At 35.8% G+C, this 21,553-nt stretch carries 16 protein-coding genes; 9 read left to right on the top strand and 7 right to left on the bottom strand.

The genetic code is table 11. The features are described 5' to 3' along the window. Positions 1–359: 359 nt before the first annotated feature. From QWY86_RS15205 to QWY86_RS15195, 3 genes are all read left to right on the top strand, one after another. Positions 360–743 carry a hypothetical protein gene (locus QWY86_RS15205; RefSeq protein WP_290243211.1) on the top strand — a complete coding sequence of 128 codons (384 nt, stop codon included), beginning with the start codon at positions 360–362 and terminating at the stop codon, positions 741–743. Between the two features lie 1,145 nt (positions 744–1,888). Then, on the top strand, positions 1,889–2,425 hold the full coding sequence (locus QWY86_RS15200) for a hypothetical protein (protein WP_290243209.1): 537 nt from the start codon (positions 1,889–1,891) through the stop codon (positions 2,423–2,425). 416 nt (positions 2,426–2,841) lie between these two features. Beyond that, positions 2,842–3,228, top strand: a complete 387-nt coding sequence (locus tag QWY86_RS15195) for a hypothetical protein (RefSeq protein ID WP_290243207.1) — start codon at positions 2,842–2,844, stop codon at positions 3,226–3,228. A gap of 53 nt (positions 3,229–3,281) precedes the next feature. On the opposite strand, the gene QWY86_RS15190 is transcribed toward QWY86_RS15195, so the two are convergent. Both QWY86_RS15190 and holA read right to left on the bottom strand, forming a co-directional pair. Further along, positions 3,282–5,852: a zinc-dependent metalloprotease gene (locus QWY86_RS15190; RefSeq protein WP_290243206.1), complete on the bottom strand. Its 2,571-nt coding sequence runs from the start codon at positions 5,850–5,852 to the stop codon at positions 3,282–3,284. A 224-nt stretch (positions 5,853–6,076) separates the two neighbouring features. Next, positions 6,077–7,099, bottom strand: coding sequence for a DNA polymerase III subunit delta (gene holA, locus QWY86_RS15185; RefSeq protein WP_290243205.1), 1,023 nt, complete (start codon positions 7,097–7,099; stop codon positions 6,077–6,079). A 132-nt stretch (positions 7,100–7,231) separates the two neighbouring features. On the opposite strand from holA, the gene QWY86_RS15180 reads away from it, so the two are divergent. Beyond that, on the top strand, positions 7,232–7,690 hold the full coding sequence (locus tag QWY86_RS15180) for a type I restriction enzyme HsdR N-terminal domain-containing protein (RefSeq protein ID WP_290243204.1): 459 nt from the start codon (positions 7,232–7,234) through the stop codon (positions 7,688–7,690). Positions 7,691–8,688: 998 nt separating this feature from the next. On the opposite strand, the gene QWY86_RS15175 is transcribed toward QWY86_RS15180, so the two are convergent. The 4 genes from QWY86_RS15175 to QWY86_RS15160 form a co-directional block, all read right to left on the bottom strand. Beyond that, the gene (locus QWY86_RS15175; RefSeq protein WP_290243202.1) at positions 8,689–9,888 is read right to left on the bottom strand and encodes a Gfo/Idh/MocA family protein; all 1,200 of its coding nucleotides are present in this window, start codon (positions 9,886–9,888) and stop codon (positions 8,689–8,691) included. Positions 9,889–10,399: 511 nt separating this feature from the next. After that, positions 10,400–11,767 carry a 3-keto-disaccharide hydrolase gene (locus QWY86_RS15170; RefSeq protein WP_290243201.1) on the bottom strand — a complete coding sequence of 456 codons (1,368 nt, stop codon included), beginning with the start codon at positions 11,765–11,767 and terminating at the stop codon, positions 10,400–10,402. An 82-nt stretch (positions 11,768–11,849) separates the two neighbouring features. Continuing rightward, a complete protein-coding gene (locus tag QWY86_RS15165; protein ID WP_290243200.1) occupies positions 11,850–13,205 on the bottom strand; it encodes a Gfo/Idh/MocA family protein in 1,356 nt (451 codons plus the stop codon). A 414-nt stretch (positions 13,206–13,619) separates the two neighbouring features. Further along, positions 13,620–16,340, bottom strand: coding sequence for a valine--tRNA ligase (locus tag QWY86_RS15160; RefSeq protein ID WP_290243199.1), 2,721 nt, complete (start codon positions 16,338–16,340; stop codon positions 13,620–13,622). Between the two features lie 364 nt (positions 16,341–16,704). Between QWY86_RS15160 and QWY86_RS15155 the strand changes: the two genes are divergently transcribed. The 4 genes from QWY86_RS15155 to QWY86_RS15140 are packed head-to-tail and all read left to right on the top strand — an operon-like array spanning position 16,705 to position 19,603. Continuing rightward, positions 16,705–18,039: a dihydroorotase gene (locus tag QWY86_RS15155; protein ID WP_290243196.1), complete on the top strand. Its 1,335-nt coding sequence runs from the start codon at positions 16,705–16,707 to the stop codon at positions 18,037–18,039. Between the two features lie 33 nt (positions 18,040–18,072). Then, positions 18,073–18,270, top strand: a complete 198-nt coding sequence (locus QWY86_RS15150; protein ID WP_290243194.1) for a DUF2683 family protein — start codon at positions 18,073–18,075, stop codon at positions 18,268–18,270. Beyond that, positions 18,261–18,533 carry a Txe/YoeB family addiction module toxin gene (locus QWY86_RS15145; protein ID WP_290243191.1) on the top strand — a complete coding sequence of 91 codons (273 nt, stop codon included), beginning with the start codon at positions 18,261–18,263 and terminating at the stop codon, positions 18,531–18,533. The genes QWY86_RS15150 and QWY86_RS15145 overlap by 10 nt, the downstream gene beginning before the upstream one ends. Then, the gene (locus tag QWY86_RS15140; RefSeq protein ID WP_290243190.1) at positions 18,533–19,603 is read left to right on the top strand and encodes a DUF3810 domain-containing protein; all 1,071 of its coding nucleotides are present in this window, start codon (positions 18,533–18,535) and stop codon (positions 19,601–19,603) included. The genes QWY86_RS15145 and QWY86_RS15140 overlap by 1 nt, the downstream gene beginning before the upstream one ends. 49 nt (positions 19,604–19,652) lie before the next feature. On the opposite strand, the gene QWY86_RS15135 is transcribed toward QWY86_RS15140, so the two are convergent. After that, positions 19,653–20,234 (bottom strand): MiaE family protein, encoded by a 582-nt coding sequence (locus QWY86_RS15135; RefSeq protein WP_290243188.1) that lies wholly within the window; start codon positions 20,232–20,234, stop codon positions 19,653–19,655. A gap of 68 nt (positions 20,235–20,302) precedes the next feature. Here QWY86_RS15135 and QWY86_RS15130 point away from each other — a divergent pair, with 68 nt between their 5' ends. Beyond that, complete coding sequence (locus QWY86_RS15130; RefSeq protein ID WP_290243186.1) at positions 20,303–21,553, top strand: glycosyltransferase; 1,251 nt, start codon at positions 20,303–20,305, stop codon at positions 21,551–21,553.

Genomic DNA, 21,553 nt, shown 5'->3' with positions numbered 1-21,553 from the left:
GTGCTGTAAATTTAATGTGGATTGATATCAATGGGATTGTTCAAAATACGTAAATAGGCATTCCGCACTGTCTAAGTCGAAAGGATTGCAAGTTCGCCATCTAACAGGAATTCAGGATATTTATCGAAACCAATCTCCAGCAGACTTTGGACATTAAATCGGCAGCGTATCAGTTATTTTAGAAATCTGCAGGTTGGATAACTGGAAGACATCCTTTATTTTGGACATTAACGGCTATCAATGCACTTGCTAAGAATCCGGGCACTACCGGCAACCCGCCCCTTGAACCGAAGTGATAACCTCACCCTTGGAGATTGTCATTCGGCACTTTTGGAAATGGACATATTTGTCCAAAAACAATGGGTACAGTGCAGAAAGAAAAAATCAAAAAGAGGGTTGAATCCAGCTCAAAACCCATCGGGCTTGGAAACATCTTCGAAATTTTCTCACAACTGGAAAACATCGCCCATCTCCTCTCCGATTTCCTTCCACAAATGGAAAGGCTTATCGAGCTCATGGAGCTAAATAATCAAGTCTCAAGCTTACAACTACCAGATGACGGCGGCAATTTACAGGATAAACTGACTGAACTGTTATCGATAGCCAAGGAAACCCAGGAAACTTCAGTTTTTGTGAAAAGGATTTTCACTCAGGAAAAACCAAAAAAAACGAAGCAAAAAGCAGACAAATCTGAAGCTATAAACGAGTATCTGGTCAAGTACAATAAGTCGATGAGATTATAATGCACCAGCCCGTCCTTATCATTTTTTCAACAGGCTATTAAGAAAAAAAAACTGAATTACAGAATGTTAACCGGAATAATAACAAACTAATATTGGGTGGTTTAAGACTAATCTTTATTTGAAATCCCGATAGATATCGAGGTGATTTTCTCAACTAGATCCCTTTAATTGACTGATAATCAATATACTATAATGGTTTGTCAACGGTTTTGTCAACAGTGATTTTGACAATAGTTTGAAGCAAAAGGGTTGACAAATTCTAGCTAAAAGTAGCTTTTTTATTAATAGGTTAGTCCCTTACGAGCCAATATTTTTTTCCAAAAAAAATAGCTTTTTTTATTTAAAATTTACCTCAAAATCGTTGACAAAACCGTTGACAAACCTTGCTGGAATCGCACTTTTTTCGTACATTTGAGCTAATTAACAGTGCCCTGAGGAATGTTTTGAATTCACTTGTAAAGGCTGGTAAAAAACGACTTGACTAGCCAATATTTGTGTATTATTAATATTTATAGGGGGTTTTCGGCAGCTCTGTTGACAATGCCGTTGACGAAATCGACATAAGGCAAACCCGCCAAAAAAACATGGTTCAGTTAAGATTTTACTAACCAATATTGTATTTTTTTCATGTTTAAAAGTGATTTAATGGTTTTTTTTAGCTCAGCAGTTAATAAATTGCTTTCAGATATACCTGATTATTAACATCTTTACAGGGCAACTATTTTAAAACTTAGAGATTTAAAACCTTATCTATAAAATTACTGCCTATTCTAAAACCATTTCGTAATAGAATATAAAGGAACAGAGTTTTATTTGCCAATCCCAGCAAAAATAACACATTCCAATAACCTTTTATATTTTTTTATTATCGTTAATTTTATCATAACAATGGCAAAACCCATTGAATGTATTAAAATACCTGTTAAGAACTGGAATCAATTTGTATTCGATTATGCTATGTAGAATTCTCACAAAATTCAATTCGACTCCCTAAAAAGCTATACCAAAGCCCTTAGATAAGGGAAACATAGCATCTGCTGGCTTAAGTGCTCAATATTTTTTTAAATCCAAAACAAATTTGCCTGTTTTAGTATTCATGGTATAATACTTCTTAAATAAATAATACATTTCATCATCTAATATCAATGAATCAGTATCCTGCGACTTCTGGAAAAGCGCTAATCATTACAATTTTGGGTGCACTAATCCTAATTAGTTTGTTATGGGTTCATAAAGAGGTTGAAACTAATAAGCTTATTAGAGAAAACAATTACAAAAATAAGCTACTCAAGAACCAAATTTCTAAGCAGATAGATTCAACATTGAGGCAACAACTTATTGTGATGTCCAAACCTTTGGTATGGGCGGTTCGCTCGAAAATGATTGATAGAGATATGAACAATATTGATGAATACTTGAAGCAATTAGTACATGAACAAAATTTTGAAGAAATTTCCGTTGTTGACCTGAGCGGCCGCATCATTGCTTCAACTGATGATCGAGAAAAAGGTTTTCCCTACTCAACATTTTACAATAATGCATTCCTCAACGTAAAGGGTCCACATATAAATTCACAAAGAGGAGGTCATATCATATTAACCGCACCAATATTTGGAGTAAAGAATAAGCTGGGTACTTTGTCGTTTAGATATTCTATACCAAAAATCAGTATCCTCAATTAAAAAATTAGCTGGCTGGAACTCTACTTAGCATCACAAGACTAAAAGCGCTAAATGAAAAGCTTACAGAAACGCAGAAAATTCGATTGAAACCCTTGTATTAACAACTACAAAAATTCTATAATATAGCCAATCTAAACTTAAATTGTTTATTATTTTGTATTTTCAGATATCATCCTGATTAACTGGCTGAACCGTTTATTTTTAATATTTAATTGAGCGAATACAGCATAAAACTGTATGTTTCTGGGCTTTTGAAGTACTAAAAAAGAGTGAAAACAAAATTCACGTTTTTCTGTTAATATTTGGAAATGTGTACCTACCTATGCATTAATTTCCCAATCTATATTAACGTAATCTCTATAAAATTCATCAGCAAAAACTGGTATTTGATTGGGATTAAAATTGTAATTTTATATATGAATAAGTCCCTTAAAGTTTTTCTTGTGTGCATGCTTGCGGCATCCACACAATCTTTTTCGCAATCTATACATCCAGATTCTATAAAAAAAATGGCCGCTGCCGATGCTGAAAAATTCAAAATTAGTGACGAAAATCTAAGGAAATTCAGGAGTGAAAGAAGTAAACACACATCAGATATTTTTAAGCCTACAACAAACACAACGAGTAGTGTTTCGCTGCTTAACGATTCTATTTATGTAAAAGCCTACAGACAGGCTGCTCATCAAAACACAAAAGACAATAACAAAGTTGTTAAAAAACGCTCTACAATTGGAACGGTTGGTTATGTAGCCGGCGGACTCGCAATCGTAGCCTTGGCATTTGTCGGGTTAAACGAAATGTAATTGCATAAAAAAGGAGTTTCAAAATTGAAACTCCTTTTTTATTTTATTAAATGTTACTTTTTGCTGTCTAAAGCATTTTCTATTCTATCAGATAAATCTTGCAAATGATATTTACTTAAACCTGTAGCAGCAGTTGCACCAGTTTTAATTGTTGCATCAAGCTCTCTTAATTGTCCTTTTACAACTGAAGCTACATCACTTTGTGAAGCAGATATACCGCCTTGTGTTGTACCACCTCTACCAACTAAAATTGCATTGGTTGCAGTTGTAGCAGGCGTTGCAGGTTTAATTATCGAAATTAATTTATCTACGTATAACTTCTGCAAGTTTCTTCTGTACACATCAATTGCCTGATTAGATTTTAATTCTGTAAAGATTGAAGCATTTAAATCTGTAAATAAATCGGTGATTTTATATGCAGATGCGCCATCTAAAGCTTCAGCAGAAATCAATTTAGTTAATGTACTTGTACCTAATAATCTGTTAATTGTTGTGTTTTGTAATCTGCCAACAACCTCTAAACCATCTTGAGAGATGTTATCCAAAATACCCTTATTTAACAACCAGGTTGGTGTTTTAAATAATTGGGTATCTAGAAATGTCATTGCCTCTTTTTGCGTTGCAGCAGGTGTACGCTCATAAACAGAACCTTCTTGCTCTACTGTTTTTGGATTTTCGTAAATACCGCCAATATTTTTAGCAACATGCCCCATGTAACGACCAAACTGAGTAGTTAACTGACCGTACATATTCGAAAGATTATCATAACCATCTGCTGGCTCTTTTGTCCACTCAGGTAAGTTTGTCAAAATTACTTTAAGGTTTTTAATGCCATAAGTACTTGCTTTCATAGCGTTATCAGATAAATCTTCATTTTGCGAATGCGGATCATCTGGATTTGTTTCCGTACCGAACCACAATCTGCGATTTTTAGCCGATTCGATAACCATTTTATTCAAAATTGGCACTTCTTGTTGTGCATTTCTAGTTTCTGGGAAGTATTTGTATCCCCATTCGATTGCCCATTTATCGTAATCGCCAATGCGAGGATATAATCCTTTCGCTGAAATTTTATCTTCCGGTTGTGCTACGTAATTGAAACGGGCATAATCCATAATTGAAGGTGTATGTCCGTTAGCTTCTACCCATTTTTTATCTCTCAATAACTCAGTAGGAACAGTTGAACTTGAACCATAATTGTGGCGCAAACCTAAAGTGTGACCAACTTCGTGAGAAGAAACAAAACGAATTAAATCGCCCATTAACTCATCGCTGAAAGTCATTTTACGAGCTCTTGTATCTACCGCAGCCGTTTGAATCATATACCAATCGTGAACCAGTTTTTGAACATTATGGAACCAGTTGATATGGCTTTCCATTATTTCTCCACTACGTGGATCAGAAATACTTGGTCCGCTGGCATTTGCAATTTCTGATGGTTTGTAAACAATTGCAGAATTACGGGCATCATCAATACTCCATGTAGAATCTTGTTTAAATGTTGGGGCTTCCTTGCCCATAACTGCATTTTTGAAACCAGCTTTCTCAAAAGCCTTTGCCCAATCATTTACTCCCGCAATTAAATATGGCACCCATTTTTTAGGAGTTGCAGGATCGATATAAAAAATAATTGGTTTAATTGGCTCAACAAGTTCACCGCGTTTATATTTGGCTAAATCCTGTGGTTTTGGTTCTAACCTCCATCTTTTAATCAATTCAATTTCCTTAACACCCTGTGGATTTAAATCGAAATCAGTATAACCAACCGCAAAATAACCAACACGAGGATCGAAGTAACGAGCTTTCATTGGTACTTTAGGCAAAATCACTAAAGAAGTATTTAATTCGATAGTTGATGAACCAGCGGAAGCACCACCACCCATTGCAGGAGCCGCAGCACCGCCAAATGGATTTGGAGCTGCAGTTAAGCTATAGGTTTTAACTGTCCTGATTTCAACATTGGTTGGAAAACTTCTTAAGCTTTGAATGTAGCTTCTATCTGCTTGTTGCGTACCTAATCTAAATCTAGTTTTTGATATCGGAGAACTAAAATAGAAAATATCGTTATCACTATTTAAATAATCAGTAATATCAATTACGCTTCCGTTTTTCGCGGGAGTGTAAGCTGCAATATTAAATGAGGCTGCAATTGCCTGAATATTTGAATTCTTCAAAGATTGATACATCGAGGTTGTACTATCCGGACCATAAGTTCTGTAACTTACCTTACGCATGAAAATGCGATTATTCGGCCCCTTCTCAAAACGAATTACAGCACTTCCAATCTGGTCGCCAGCATATCCTTGTACTGCTCTAACTTCTGCACCAGATTTTGATATTCTGCTTACCACTAAGATATCTCTACCTAAAGTTGTATCAGCAATTTCAAAATAGAATTTATCTTCAATTTTGTGGGTAGTAATCATGCCTTTTCTGGTAGATGCCTTAGATGTGATTACTTGATCGTATGGTTTTGGTTGTGCCCTAACACCAGAACCTAAAGCTGCTCCAGGGGCTCTTCTTGTTGTATCACCAGGTGCAGCACCGGCACCTTGCCTTACTTGTGCCGAAGCGAAAGTAACAGCAGAAACAGCAAATAAAATGCTGAGTAAATTTTTCTTCATAACAAATTAGTTGATTTGATCGTAAATATAGCTTAGAACCAAGATTCAACACGATTTCGCCAATAACTTTTAAGTTACAATGGAATTATTTGTGATTACAGAAGTGTTTAATTGTTGGAATTGCTAAACTGGCCAATTGCATGGCCAAAAATTAACCAACGCTGAAAATCTAAACAATTAAATCCTGAACTATTCATCGCATACTCGACAAATAACCTTGAGTGCTAATGAACAATTTTAAATACCAATTCTTTTAAAAGTTCTCCATCGCTTACATTTCCAGAGCTATCTAAACCTTTACTCTTTAAATCGTATTCTCTTAATAAACTGATTACCTGAAAGACTTTTCCGGTGTTATAATTTCTTGCTGCGATTTCGTAATCTTTGATAAAATATGGCGAAACGCCTAAAGCTGAAGCTGCATCAGCTTTATTAGGTACGTAATGATATTTTAAAAGTTTGGTAAAATAGCCGCCCAAATTGGCCAAAACCATAACTGTAGGATTTGCTTTCGGATTGCTGGCAAAGTAGTTTATAATTTTATTGCACTTTAATACATCACGAATAGCTAAGGCTTTTTGCAATTCAAAAACGTTGTATTCTTTACTTATGCCGATATTTTTTTGAACTAAATCTGTATTGATGGTAACATCTTTTGGCACATTTAGCATTAACTTTTCTATCTCGTTAGCGATTTTAGAAAGATCAGTTCCTAAATATTCAGCCATTAAGGCTGATGCTTGCTGGTCGATTTTATAACCTTTTTCTTTGATAAAATCTTCAATCCATGGAACAAGTTTATAATCGCGAACTGGATCTGATTGAAAAATTAAGCCGCTTTTATTGATGGCTTTGTAAATTTTCTTGCGTTTATCGAAATTGGCATACTTAAATGCTAAAACTAAGATTGTACTTGGTAAAGGTTTTTCGAAATAATTTAGTACGAATTCGGCTTCTTTGCTACTAGCATCTTCTTTTCCCCATTTTAGGTCTTGTGCTTCTTTAACAATTACCACCTGAAATTCAGACATCATTGGGTATCGCTTTGCAGCTCCCAATACAGTTGCCATATCAGTATCCTTACCATATAAAACCGTCTGGTTGAAACCCTTTTCGGCATCATTCAGTAATTTATTTTCGATGTATTCGGTTACCTGATCGATGTAGTAAGCTTCTTCGCCGTGTAATAAATAAACAGGCTTAAACTTTCTCGCTTTTATGTCCTTAATAATTTCGGCAGCAGTCATTGGTTGTAAAATTACAATTTAGCTTTTAGGATTTAGGTAAATGTTTATAAACAATATTAACTTTGGGGTATATTGGTTAATTGCTTAATTGTTCAATTGGTTAATTGTTAAATTGCATAACGAAAACCTAAGATGTTTAACCCCACTCCGCTTAATTTACCGCCTTATCCTTTTAAAATCACCAAGAAAGATAATGTTGTTTTTATTTTCGATGAATTGAGGAAAAAGCATTTGGTTTTAACGCCAGAAGAATGGGTTCGTCAGCATTTTATTCAGGACTTGATTTTATCGAAGAAATTTCCGAAAACGCTAATTCAAATTGAAGGTGGTTTGATGTTAAATCAATTACAAAAGCGTAGTGATATTTTAGTTTATAATGCAGCTGGAGAAAAATTAATGCTGATTGAATGTAAAGCGCCAAATGTAAAAATTACAGAGGCTGTGTTTGAGCAGGCATCAAGGTATAATTCCATCCATCAGGCAAAATGGATTGTGTTAACAAATGGCTTGCAACATGTTTTTGCTAAAATGGATTTGGCTAAAGCTAGTTTTGTTTTTACACCAGAAATGCCTGATTATTTGGATTTGTAATTAGTATCTTTTTTATTTTTTGTTTGTCTTAGCCCGACAGACTCTTTCTTTTTTCTTGATAAAAAAGAAACAAAAAATCAAGGCTTGCATCTTTTGTTGTATAAAGCTAGAAAAATCTTAATTGCGATAATTTAAGGTCCCGAAGAAAAATCGGGACTGAAAATTATCTTAGAAATTTCTTTTAATGATTAGTTGTGCTGAGATTTTTCTGCTTTCTACTTCCAAAATATGCTAGGCCCTAAAGCATGGCTTACACCTACTCCAATATAATTGTAAGTTCCTTAAATTACCTTAATAATAGTGAAATATAAGCTTTAACATTTCCGCCTACGCGGGAATGATGATTAGGCAAAATGACCAAACCGTCATTTCGAGCGTAGCCGAGAAATCTTTGAACCTTGGAATCTAAGTTAAAAGATTTCTCCAATTCGTTGCACTCCAGTCAAAATGACGGTAAGATTAAATTACAATTTAAGGACTACAAGATATTATAAGTTTAGTTTTCAAAATCATATTCTCATTACTATAATCCTGTAATAGATAAATTACATTTAGCTTTGGTTAAGCCTTATCACAAAATCTACGTTCTAATTAAATCCGGCCTAATAAATTTTTCGGGAAGAACTGTTCCAGCCTAAGCAGTAACTTTAATAGACAAATTTTCAGCCGGTGTTTTTTGTTTCTTTTTGACATCAAAAAGAAAGAGCCCGTCTGGCCAAGACAAAAATGACATATATTTACTTAAAGTGATAAATAAGCCTTAAGATTCCCGCCTATGCAGGAATAATGATTAGGCAAAATGACTAAACCGTCATTTCGAGCGTAGCCGAGAAATCTTTGAACTTTGGAATCTAAGTTAAAAGATTTCTCCAATTCGTTGCACTCCAGTCGAAATGACGGCAAGATTAAATTACAATTTAAGGAGTGCAAGATATTAGAAGATTTCTCCACTTCGCTGCACTCCAGTCGAAATGACGGAATGGATAATATGAAAAATATTATAAATTATATTCTTGTTTCCAAAGCCTCTTGCTACCTGAATATATTGCTTCATTACAAAGCGCTACACAAATTGCGGCTTGTGTACCGGTTTTAACATTGGATGCGGGAACTTTACCTGAAATAACCGATTCGTAAAATTCATCTAATGCATAAGTTGTTCCATCTTTTGTAGGCGCATCTAAAATTGGAATCCCACCATCTTTGTTCACCACAATTTTTGTAGCTCCTGTTACACCATCCACAATACCTAATTCCTTTTTTGTTTGTTGCTCTGGATAGAAAATCCCTGTATCGGGCAATAGATTTACCGAACCTTTTGTTCCTTTTATTTTGAACAAGTATCCATCGTGTGCATTACCGCAAGTTGCTCCGAAATTACCAATCATACCAGCTTTTTCATATCTAAACATCGCCTGGATGTTATCGTAAGTTTCTCTTCCATCTTTAAAAATATCAATGCCACCAGTTCCTGTTATTACGTCGGGTTGCGTTTCAAATGCCCAATTAATAAAATCGATTTGGTGAGAAAGTAATTCTGCTGCCAAACCGCCAGAGTATTCCTTATACATCCGCCAGTTAATTTGACGCTCTAGTTTTGGGTCGTTAACTTTTCTACGCCAGTTTCCGTTTCTATCCCAACGGCAATCTACAGATGAAACATTGCCTAAATAGCCGCTCTTAATCATATCTTTTACTTTAAAATATAATGGAGAATAGCGGTATTGATAACCAACCTGATAAACTTGCTTTGGGTATTTTAATACCAGATTTCGCAACTCTAATGCCTGAGGAATATTATACGTCATGGTTTTTTCTACGTAAACATGTTTACCCGCCAAAACCGAATCTTTTGCAATCTGGAAATGTTCGCTTAATGGCGTTGCGATAAAAACAGCTTCAATATTTTTGTTATCTAAAATCTGTTTGTAGTTTTTAACTGCCTTGGCAGATTCAGGCACATATTTCTTGGTTTCATCCAATCGAAAATCCAATACATCGCAGTAAGCAACGATGTTAAATTTTGAGGGCATAGATTTAATAACCGACAGCACGCCTTTTCCCCTATCGCCGCAACCTATCATGGCAATATTGATGATTTTTTCTCGATTTAAACTTAGGTTTGCAACGGCAGCATCAGCAACTAATAAACCTGAACTAAATAATGCTGATTTTTTTATAAACGAACGACGGTGCATGATAGAAATTTTAGGCTGTATGTTTTATTGTAAAAATAAGTTTTTATGATGGAATGATTTGTAATTCTTTTGAGAGGACAATATCTGTAAATCTATCATCATGTCCTGGCCGGACGGGCTATTTTCTTTTGACAACAAAAGAAACAAAATTGCCGGCTGAAAATTTTTGTTTTAAAATTTCTACTTTGGCTTTTTCAGTGCTTACCCAAAAATTTGTTAGGCCGGATTTGAGTTTAACGAAGATGTAGTACTTTGACTTAGCTAAACGCAGACTCTTGCTTAAAATAATTATTAGTTGTTTGTTGCTACTTTTTTGATGCACCAGCATTAATTATAAACCCGATAGCAGCGGAAATACTTTTGGCTTACCAAACTTAAGAAGTCTCAAAAGAATCTAGGAGAAAAAACTTTGTGAGTTGAGCCAAAAGATTGCAGCTAATAGCGGGATTGCTGCCTGCCATGAAAAGCTGATGTTCGTTTTCAAAAAACCAACATCAGCTTAAGGTTTATGCTACTTTAACGTTTTAATTTTAATGGTTCTGAAATCTACTTTATTGCCGTGGTCTTGAATTAAAATGTGGCCCTTTGCCGCCTGACCAAAGTTTTCCCAGTTTTTATATTTACTAATGGCAACGAGTTTCTTAAACTCATCTGAACCGCGAACGTATTCTAAAACCTTAACGCCATTTAAGTAATGCTCTACCCTATTATCTGGATAAACTACTAAACGGGCATTGTTCCAGCTGCCAATTGGACGTAGATAGCGTGGCTCTTTTTTAGCCGTCATTAAATCGTAAAGCGAAGCCAACGTACGGTTTCCATCTCTGCCAAGCTTAGCATCGGGATGCAAAACATCATCTAAAACTTGGTACTCCAGGCCAATTGCCGAACCTGCACTTTTCTCGTTCAAGGTAACAAAATATTTAACACCGCTATTTGCGCCAGGGGTTAGTTTAAACTCAAACGACATATCAAAAGCCGAAAACTCTTCTTTCGAAACGATATCGCCACCATTTGTAGACTCAGCACCGCCTGATGGCTCAACACTGATTACACCATCGGCAATTTTCCAGCCTTTTTCTGGAAATGTTGTTTTGTGTGCTCCAACCCAACCATTACTGGTTTTTCCATCAAATAGTAATTTATAACCCTCAGATTTTTCGTATGTTGATAAAGTATTTGGGGTTAAGTTAACCGTATAAATTCCTTTTGGAAATGCTTTTGGCTTTAAGTTTTCAGTTTGTATATTGATGTTTTTGAAGTAAACCTTTTTACCATCGTTTTCTAAAATATTACCAATTCCATGTACTTGCAAGCCTATAAAACCAGATTTATCTAAAGTATCGATAACATAAGCTACTGGTTTTCCGTTGACCCAGGTTTTAAGTTCATTACCAATATTTTCGATGCGGTAATGGTTGTATTCGTTCTTTTTGTATAACGATTTTGCCGTTGGATTTAATTCCAAAGGATAAAGCCATAATCTGCGGGCTTCATCGTAAATACCACCAGTCCAAGCTCTTGGCGCAGGGTCGATTTCCATTTGGCGACCGAAAACTAAGCCTCTGCCATTATTGCCTTCAGGTTTTAGATGGCTACGTGTTTGGATGCCTGAATTTGTACTTTCACCCTCTAACTTTACATCTATTTCCAGAATATAATCTCCATATTCTTTTTCGGTTATTAGAAAAGAGTTCGGCGTTCCCTTTGTCATTGTACCAACGATTGCACCATCCTCTACCTTATAAGGCGCTGCACCGGCAACGGCTTTCCAACCGTTTAAAGTTTTACCATCGAAAAGTGGTTTCGATTTTTGCGCAAAGGCGGATAAACTTATTAATGAAAGTGTTAGAATACTGTATTTTTTTATGTTGAACATTTGTGTATGATTTTACCACCTTAGACACCTAAGCATTATTAATAACCTTAGATTTTCTTAGGTGCCTAAGGTGGTTTATAATTTAATATTTAAAAACTTTTCCGTTAGCCATTACTTCTTGTTTAGCCTCATCAAAAACTGATTTTGCCCCAGTACGAACCGCAGCATTAGTCATGATATTAGCAATTGAATGCGAATAACCAGCCTCTACCGGAGCATTTGGTGTTTTACGGCTGCGAACGCATTCCATCCAGTTTCTCATGTGACCAGAAGTTAAAGGGTCGCCGCCCATATTTGCACCAGTTGCAGCTTTGATAGCAGTTTTACTTAAATCCATTTCTGGTAAAAGATTAGCTTTTAAACCCATCGCGGCAGCTTCTCTCTCTCTTAGACCACCTTTTGGAGATATTTTATTGGTGATTAAATTTAATTCGCCACCGTTAGAATAGTAAACTTCGCCTGTATCTCCAACGCTATTTTGCATTCTTGAGGTAAAAGTTACCTGAAATCCATCCTGAGAATTTGGCTGACCATAATCAAAAACCGCTACCATCGAATCCCAATTTCTGCGACCATCTTTCCAGGTGTATATTCCGCCGTTAGCGACCACGCTTCTTGGGTGTTTTAAGTTAGTAAACCAATGTACGGTATCAATTTGGTGCGACATCCATTGACCTGGCATACCAGAAGAATATGGCCAAAACAATCTATATTCTAAATATTTTCTTGGGTCGAATGCTTCATTAGGACGATTTAATAAAAATCTTTTCCAATCGATATCTTCTTCCTTAAGTTTTGCAACTAAATCTGGTCTGCGCCAACGGCCAGGTTGATTTACGTTCCAAACTAAATCTACTGCTGTAATGGGACCAAATTTTCCTTCCTGGATAAACTTTGCTGCGTTGGCATAATTTTCGCCACTTCTACGCTGAGAACCAATTTGCACAATTCTATCTGTTGCTTTTACGGCTTTTAAGGCGGCCTTTGCATCATCCATCGTCTCAGCAAAAGGTTTTTCTACGTAAGCATCGCAATTGGCTTTAACGGCTTCAATGGTATGCAAAGCATGCTGAAAATCGGCTGTACTTATGATTACGGCATCTAAATCTTTTGTTGCGTAAAGTTCATCGTTATTTCTGCAAGCCTTTATATCGTGGCCGAATTTCTCCTTTAAATGCGCAATGCCTAAATCTCGGCGGTAATTCCATAAATCAGATAATCCAACAACATCAAAATTTAGTTCTTTGTTATGGTTTAAGAAACAAGGTAAAAGCGTGTCTTTAAATCGGTCTGAAAAACCAACTACGCCAACTCGAACACGGTCGTTAGCACCAATGATTCTGCCATAACTTTTGGCGCTCATGGCCATTGTGCCTGCGTAAGTTGCCGCAGCAAAAACGGCCGATTGTTTAATAAATTTTCTTCTGGAATTTTCCATTTTGGGATTTAGGTTAGAATTTAAAATGCAAAGCGGTGTGGTAAACCGATTTAATAAGAACTAAAATATGATTTTTGCATCATTAGATTAAAAACCGTAAGTAATTTTTTTGAAACCGTGTGATGTTAAAAGTGCTAACCAAGTCTGCTAAATTAACTTTAAAAGCAATTAAAGCGTATTTATAGGAAGATGGCGATATCAAAGCAAATTATGGAAAACGTTTGAAATTATGAATTTATATATTTGTACTGAAGCAATAAATCGGCCGTCATTCCCGCGTAGGCGGGAATTGTAATGCGTAAAAAAAAAAGCCTTTCAGAAATTATCCTGAAAGGTTTAAAATGTAAAAAGCAAGAAAGTTTGCATTGGCATCCCTTTTTGAGCACTCCATTTGCGGAGGCTGGGTGGAACTTCTTACTTCAACATCGCTAAATTCTCTTCAATTATCTTGATTTTAGCTTCGGCATCTGCTTTTTTATTGCGCTCATTCGCGATAATTTCTGGCTTTGCATTTTGCACAAAACGCTCGTTACTCAACTTAGCATCAACAGATTTTAAGAAACCTTGAAGGTAAACCAAATCAGCATTTAAACGTATCCGCTCTGCATCAACATCAATATTTTCAGTTAAAGGAATAAAAAATTCATCTTTACCAGCTATAAATGCCGTTGCACCAGGAATTTTATCATTAACAATTTCAGCTCCTGAAACATTGGCTAGCTTGAAAACAATGTTTAACCATTTCTCATAATCGATGTCAGAATTAACTTTCAAACTCAAAGGCAAAGCCTCTTTTGGCGAAATTTGTTTCTGATTACGAACATTTCTAATTTCAGCTACAACGGTTTTAATTACCTCAGCATCTTTTAGTAATTGCTCATCAATTGCGCCACCTTTCGGATATTCGGCAACTATACAGCAATCCAATTCACCGCGTTCTGCAAATAAATCATCATGCCATAATTCTTCTGTTAAAAAAGGCATATTCGGATGCAATAATTTAATAATATTTTCAAAGAAAGCAATGGTTGCTTTGTAGCTTTCCGCATCAATAGGTTGTTGGTAAGCGGGTTTAACCATTTCCAAATACCATGCACAGAAATCGTCCCAAACCAGTTTGTAGGTGGTCATTAAAGCTTCTGATAAACGGTACTGCTTAAAATTATCTTCAATTTCTACCAAAGCTTCATTAAAACGGTTTTCAAACCAGGAAATCGCTTGCTTATTTGGATTTTCTAAATTTTCATCAACTTCCCAGCCTTTTACCAAACGGAAAGCATTCCAAATTTTCGAAGCGAAATTACGGCCTTGTTCACAGTAACTTTCATCGAACATTAAATCGTTTCCTGCCGGAGATGACATGAGCATACCCACACGAACCGCATCGGCGCCATATTTTTCAATCAGCCCAATCGGGTCAGGTGAATTACCTAGCGATTTAGACATTTTACGACCTAATTTATCGCGAACAATACCAGTTAAATAAACATTTGTAAATGGTTTTTTGCCCATAAACTCATGCCCGGCCATAATCATACGTGCTACCCAGAAAAACATAATCTCTGGTGCAGTTACCAAATCATTTGTTGGGTAATAGTAGTTTATGTCTTTATTATCAGGATTTTTAAAACCATCGAAAACAGAAATCGGCCACAACCATGATGAAAACCATGTATCCATTACATCTTCATCTTGCTTAACAAATGGCTCCAATTGATGTTTAAAACCAGCTTTCTCGCTTTCGTTAGCACTTTCATCTAAATGTTTTTTCTTCCAGAATTCTTCTAAAGCTTCATCTTTGGTTTTGGCAACAACCCAGTTTCCTTTGTCATCGTACCAAGCCGGAATTTGCTGTCCCCACCAAAGCTGACGGGAAATATTCCAATCGCGAACATTTTCCATCCAATGGCGGTAAGTATTCTCAAACTTATTCGGAATCAGATTTACCTCACCATTTAAAACATCATCCAATGCAGGTTGTGCCAGTTCTTTCATTTTCACAAACCATTGCATCGAAAGTTTAGGTTCAATCGCGGCATCGGTACGCTCTGAGAAACCAACCTGCGATTTATAATCTTCAACCTTTTCTAAATGACCAGCTTCATCCAATAATTTAGCGATTTTTTTACGGGCAACAAATCTGTCCTCACCCACCAAAATAACCGCCAACTCATTTAAAGTTCCATCATCATTTAAAATATCGGTCACTGGTAAATTGTGCTTAACGCCCAACTCATAATCGTTCAAATCATGCGCTGGGGTAACTTTTAAACAACCCGTACCAAATTCTATATCAACATAGTCATCCTCAATAACCGGAATTTCGTGATTAACCAACGGCACAAAAACTTTCTTGCCTCTCAAATGCGCAAATCGCTCATCATTCGGGTTAACACAAATCGCCGCATCAGCCATAATGGTTTCCGGACGAGTAGTTGCTACCACAAGATAGTCAGGAGTCTGATGTCCGGCGTCCGAAGATTTTACGTCTATATCATCCGACTTTCCGACTTCCGGACTAACAATACTATACTTAATGTAATATAGCTTCTGGTTAACTTCCTTACGGATAACTTCTTCATCAGATACGGCAGTTTTCCCGGCAGGGTCCCAATTTACCATACGGATGCCACGATAAATCCATCCTTTTTTGTACAAATGGATAAACGAATCGATAACCGCTTCCGATAAATCTTCTTCCATCGTAAAACGTGTACGGTCCCAATCGCAACTTGCGCCTAATTTCTTAAGCTGCTCTAAAATGATACCGCCATATTTTTCTTTCCATTCCCAGGCATATTTCAAAAATTCTTCACGCGAAAGGTCTTTTTTATTAATGCCTTGCTCCTTTAACATTGCCACAACCTTTGCTTCAGTTGCGATAGATGCATGGTCAGTTCCAGGAACCCAGCAAGCATTTTTACCTTGCATACGGGCTTTACGAATCAAAACATCCTGAATCGTATTGTTCAACATATGCCCCATGTGCAGCACTCCGGTAACGTTTGGCGGCGGAATCACAATTGTATATGGCTCACGCTCATCAGGTTCTGAGTGAAAAAACTTTTTCGATAGCCAGTAGCTATACCATTTATCTTCTGTTTCTGCAGGGTTGTACTTGGTGGAAATGCTCATGAATTTTATTAAAAGCCCAAAAATAGCTAATTAAGCCCAAAGCTGAAAGACTAAAGTAGAAAGCTGAAAGACTAAAGCCCTAAGCCATGCGCATCTATTTTTTAGAAAAGCAATTTCAGCATTCCATTTTAGCGTTAGTCCTGCTTTTCGTTACAATCTTTTGCCATCCTCGTCATTGCGAGGAACGAAGCAATCTTAAGCAAAAGTATTTCCACTTCAATCAGGTTTAATTAATTCAGTCCTATATTCAAAACTCAATTTCCAACATTCCAATTTTTCAACTTTCCAACCCTACAACATTCTATATTCAACTTTCAAACATTTCAACTTTCCAACTATCTTCTAAAACATTACCTTTGAAACCATGAACTCTTACCTGATAAAAGCTGCCACAATTGTAAACGAAGGACAAAAAATTGTTGCCGATGTATTAATTAAAGATGGATTTATTTCCAAAATCGGTCAAAACCTTTCAGCACCTGGAGTGCAGGAAATTAATGCCGAAGGTCAATATCTTTTACCAGGAATGATAGACGACCAGGTTCATTTCCGCGAACCAGGTTTAACACACAAAGCAGACATTTTTACCGAAAGTATGGCAGCCGTAGCAGGTGGAATTACTTCTTTTATGGAAATGCCGAATACCGTTCCGAATACTTTAACGCAAGAATTACTTGCCGATAAATATGCAATTGCAGCCGAGACTTCGTTAGCAAACTACTCATTTTACATGGGTGCCAGCAATGATAACATCGAAGAAGTTTTAAAAACCGACCCTAAAAATGTTTGCGGCATTAAAGTTTTCATGGGTTCATCAACCGGAAATATGTTGGTTGATAATGAAAAAACACTAGAAAATATTTTCAGCAAAGCACCAATTTTAGTGGCAACCCATTGCGAAGATGAAGAAACCATCCGCCATAATCTTGCTGAATTCAAAGCCAAGTATGGAGATGATTTAACAATAGACATGCACCCGTTAATCAGGAGTGCAGAAGCTTGTTACAAATCATCATCGCTAGCAGTTGAATTGGCTAAAAGTTATCAAACACGTTTACATATTTTACATATTTCTACAGCAAAAGAAATTGCATTATTTGATAATTCAATTCCATTAAAAGATAAAAAAATCACTGCCGAAGCTTGCGTTCATCACCTTTGGTTTAATGATAAAGATTATGCAGCAAAAGGTAATTTCATAAAATGGAACCCCGCTGTAAAAACCGAAGATGACCAAAGTGGCATTCTCGCTGGTGTTTTAAATGATAATATTGATGTTATCGCAACCGACCATGCGCCACATACTCTTGAAGAAAAAAACCAACTTTACGCTCAAGCTCCATCAGGCGGACCATTAGTTCAACACGCTTTACCAGCTTTGTTGGAAATGCATTTACAAGGGAAAATTTCGCTAGAGAAAATTGTTGAAAAAACAGCACATAACCTGGCAATTTGCTTCGATATCGAAAAACGAGGTTTTATTCGGGAAGGTTATTGGGCAGATTTAGTTTTGGTTGATTTAAAAGATTCCTGGAAAGTTACCAAGCTCAATAATTTCTACAAATGCGGCTGGAGCCCTTTTGATGGCGATACCTTTCGGGCAAGCGTAACACATACTTTTGTTTCAGGTAATTTGGCCTATCAAAAAGGCAGGTTCACAACTGACCAAATCGGCAAGCGACTAACTTTTGAACGATAGATTTGTTATATTTGGTTATTAAGCACCATTAAAATGGAAACACTAATTGCACATCCAAAAAATGAAGAACAGGCTACTGCGTTAAAAGCGGTAATGAAAGTTTTAAAGATTGATTTTGAAACTGAAAAACGACCCTATAATCCAGAATTTGTAAAAGACATAATACAAGCCCGAGAAGACGTTAAAAATGGTAAAGGTGTAAAAATTGCAGTTGAAGATTTATGGAAGTAATTTTTGCTCCGAAGGCTATTGAACACTTAAAATATTGGAAAAAGTCTGGGAATAAAGCTATTCAAAAAAAGATTCAACAATTAATTGTAGCTATTCAAGAAAATCCATTTGAAGGAATAGGAAAACCTGAGCCTCTAAAATATGAATTATCAGGTTCTTGGTCTCGGAGAATAAACGAAGAACATCGTATCGTTTACGAAATTCATGACGACGGAATCATTGTCATTTTAGAAATTCAATCATTGAAAGGACATTATTACTAGTGCTTAAGCATTCGATTTATAAATCATTAATATTTTTAATCAGCTCATCAATTGTTATTTTCCTCTTCGGATTATTCCCTTCTATAGTTCAAAAATATTACTCGGCTGGCTTTTACCCATACATCTCCTCAGCTTTAAGATTTATTTCATCAACATTTCCATTTGCCATAGGTGATATTATTTATACATTACTTATCGGATATGTTTTTTATAAAATCACTAGATTTTACAAGCGAAGAAAAACTTTAAAAAAAGAACACAGAATTACAGTCCCCATTCAAATTTTAAATTTCTTTCTAATCCTATATGTCATTTTCAAAATAGTTTGGGGATTAAATTATAGTCGGCCAAGTATTAATGAAGAATTAAACATTGGAAACGATAAATATTCGGTAAAAGAATTGGTTTTGTTGGGCAATTATTTTGTTAAAAAGACTAATGATTTAAAACTTAAGCAAACTAAAGACCCGGTTTATACAATAAAAGAATTAGAGACTAATTCTGCCGAAGCCTACAAAATAATGGAAAGAGAAAAATCATTATTTAGATATTCAAACCCATGTTTAAAGGCTGTTTTGAATCCTTGGATAGTAAGTAAAGCGGGCATTGAAGGTTACTATGCACCATTATCTGGGGAAGCGAATATGAATATGAATCTCCCTGATTTTGTTAAACCTTACGTTTCTTGCCACGAAATTGCGCATCAATTAGGCATTGCTTATGAAGATGAAGCAAATTTATTAGGCTATTTAACGGCGAGTAATAGCCCTGATTTGAATTACCAATATTCGGCTAATTACGAAATGTTGAGGTACATCCTGTTTGAAATCAGGATAAAATCGCCGGAGGATTATAAGTTACTCCACGAAAAATTATCAGATAGGGTTTTAGCAGATTTTAAAACCGAGAAGGAATTTTGGCGAAAATACAATGGCGAAATGTTTGGCTATATGGATGCTGCCTTCGATAGTTTCCTAAAGCTTAACAATCAGAAAAAAGGCATTAACAGCTATCAGGACATTGTTATTTGGTTGTGGAATATACATAAGTCGGAGATTGGAAAACCGTAGTCCAGATATTAACTTAAAAACTTCTGACTTCTGGACACCAGACTTCGGGCTATCCGTGAATTGCCTCTTTCGTACCGAAACTTTGAATCAATTCGCCTTCAAATTCTAACCATTCTTTCCAGCGTTTATCTACATCAACATCAGTACTATATTTACGGGCAAAATTTAAGAAAGTTGTATAATGCGTAGCTTCCGAAATCATTAATTCGTGGTAAAATTTAGCTAATTCTTCATCCTTAATATTTTGAGAAAGCACACGAAAACGTTCACAACTTCTGGCTTCAATCATCGCTGCAAATAAAAGCCTATCAATAAATGCTTGATTTCTGCTTCCATCCTTCTTGCTAAATTTAACCAAACGCCCAACGTAATCATCTTTTCTTTCGCGGGTTAATGTGTAACCACGTTGTTTAATAATTTCAATTACCATTTGAAAATGTTGCATTTCTTCAATTGCAATTGCCGTTAATTCATCTACTAAATCCTGATGTTCGGAATTCTGAGTGATTAAAGTAATTGCATTAGAAGCCGCTTTTTGTTCGCACCAGGCATGGTCGGATAGGATTTCTTCTAAATTAGATTCAGCGATATTTGCCCAACGTGGGTCTGTTAATAGTTTTAATCCTAACATGTGGTGATTTGTAATTGAGGTGCAAAAATAAGAATTTCTTGCACAGCCCACGATTTAAACCGCGGGTTATGTTTATTTTGCAGAAATATTATGATATGAGCAGAAAGAAATTATTGATAATTGGATTTGTTTGGCCTGAACCTACTTCTTCGGCTGCCGGTACACGGATGATTCAATTGGTAGATTTATTTCTAAAAAATGGCTACGAAATTACTTTCGCTTCAGCTGCATCAAAAAGTGATTTTAGTCATGATTTTATTGATAAAAATGTTATTGAGCAAGAAATAAAACTAAATGACGAAAGTTTCAATTCATTTCTAAAAGATTTAATGCCAGACGTTATTTTATTCGATAGATTTATGGTTGAAGAACAATATGGATGGCGGGTGCAACAAGAATGCCCTGATGCTTTACGAATTTTAGATACAGAAGATTTACATTTTTTTAGGAGTGCCAGACAGCAAAGCAATAAAAAAGATAAAGAATTAGATTTATTTAATGATGTTGCAAAGCGAGAAATTGCTTCGATTTTACGTTGCGATATTTCTTTAATCATTTCCGAGATTGAGATAGATATTCTTCAAAACCAATTTAAAATAGATGCCTCACTGCTTTACTATTTACCTTTTTTAGAAGAAAAGATAACAAATCAAAAGATTCAAAATTGGATTCCTTTTGGGGAAAGAGCTGATTTTGTATTTATAGGAAATTTTCTGCACGAACCAAATTGGAATACCGTTCAGGTTTTAAAAACCAAAGTTTGGCCATTGCTTAGAAAGAAAATCCCTAATGTAAACATGCATATTTATGGTGCTTATGCTTCTCAAAAAGTATTACAGCTAGAAAACAAATACGAAAGATTTTTTATAAAAGGCAGAGTTGAAAATGCTCAAAAAACAATTGCCCAACACAGAATTTTGCTTGCTCCAATTCAATTTGGCGCTGGTGTAAAAGGTAAATTTATTGATGCCATGCAGGTTGGAACACCATCTGTAACTACAACAATTGGCGCCGAAGCGATGAAGGGAACATTAAACTGGTGTGGAATTATTGAAGATGATTTGGAAGTTTTTATTGAAGAAGCTGCGAAATTGTATCAAGATGAAAAAGCTTGGTTTAGAGCCCAAAAAAATGGAGTACAAATTATTAATGAACGATATGCTAATGAAGAAATCTCACTCCATTTTATTTGGCAAATAGAAAATTTAGATTTAGCTCAACATCGCCAAAACAACTTCATCGGGCAAATTTTAAACCATCATGCCAATCAATCTACAAAATATATGTCGCTGTGGATTGAAGAGAAGAATAAGAAATGA

Source organism: Pedobacter aquatilis (assembly GCF_030409415.1).
Taxonomy (GTDB): Bacteria; Bacteroidota; Bacteroidia; order Sphingobacteriales; family Sphingobacteriaceae; genus Pedobacter; species Pedobacter aquatilis.
The sequence above is the reverse complement of the archived record's forward strand: the minus strand, read 5'-3'. Positions and strand labels throughout refer to the sequence as shown.

Coding starts and splice junctions, on each gene's coding strand:
- QWY86_RS15165 (WP_290243200.1), bottom strand. CDS start 13,205: ATGGAAAATTCCAGAAGAAAATTTATTAAACAATCGGCCGTTTTTGCT.
- QWY86_RS15150 (WP_290243194.1), top strand. CDS start 18,073: ATGGAAACACTAATTGCACATCCAAAAAATGAAGAACAGGCTACTGCG.
- QWY86_RS15200 (WP_290243209.1), top strand. CDS start 1,889: ATGAATCAGTATCCTGCGACTTCTGGAAAAGCGCTAATCATTACAATT.
- QWY86_RS15145 (WP_290243191.1), top strand. CDS start 18,261: ATGGAAGTAATTTTTGCTCCGAAGGCTATTGAACACTTAAAATATTGG.
- QWY86_RS15195 (WP_290243207.1), top strand. CDS start 2,842: ATGAATAAGTCCCTTAAAGTTTTTCTTGTGTGCATGCTTGCGGCATCC.
- QWY86_RS15160 (WP_290243199.1), bottom strand. CDS start 16,340: ATGAGCATTTCCACCAAGTACAACCCTGCAGAAACAGAAGATAAATGG.
- QWY86_RS15135 (WP_290243188.1), bottom strand. CDS start 20,234: ATGTTAGGATTAAAACTATTAACAGACCCACGTTGGGCAAATATCGCT.
- holA (WP_290243205.1), bottom strand. CDS start 7,099: ATGACTGCTGCCGAAATTATTAAGGACATAAAAGCGAGAAAGTTTAAG.
- QWY86_RS15180 (WP_290243204.1), top strand. CDS start 7,232: ATGTTTAACCCCACTCCGCTTAATTTACCGCCTTATCCTTTTAAAATC.
- QWY86_RS15130 (WP_290243186.1), top strand. CDS start 20,303: ATGTTTATTTTGCAGAAATATTATGATATGAGCAGAAAGAAATTATTG.
- QWY86_RS15155 (WP_290243196.1), top strand. CDS start 16,705: ATGAACTCTTACCTGATAAAAGCTGCCACAATTGTAAACGAAGGACAA.
- QWY86_RS15170 (WP_290243201.1), bottom strand. CDS start 11,767: ATGTTCAACATAAAAAAATACAGTATTCTAACACTTTCATTAATAAGT.
- QWY86_RS15175 (WP_290243202.1), bottom strand. CDS start 9,888: ATGCACCGTCGTTCGTTTATAAAAAAATCAGCATTATTTAGTTCAGGT.
- QWY86_RS15190 (WP_290243206.1), bottom strand. CDS start 5,852: ATGAAGAAAAATTTACTCAGCATTTTATTTGCTGTTTCTGCTGTTACT.
- QWY86_RS15205 (WP_290243211.1), top strand. CDS start 360: ATGGGTACAGTGCAGAAAGAAAAAATCAAAAAGAGGGTTGAATCCAGC.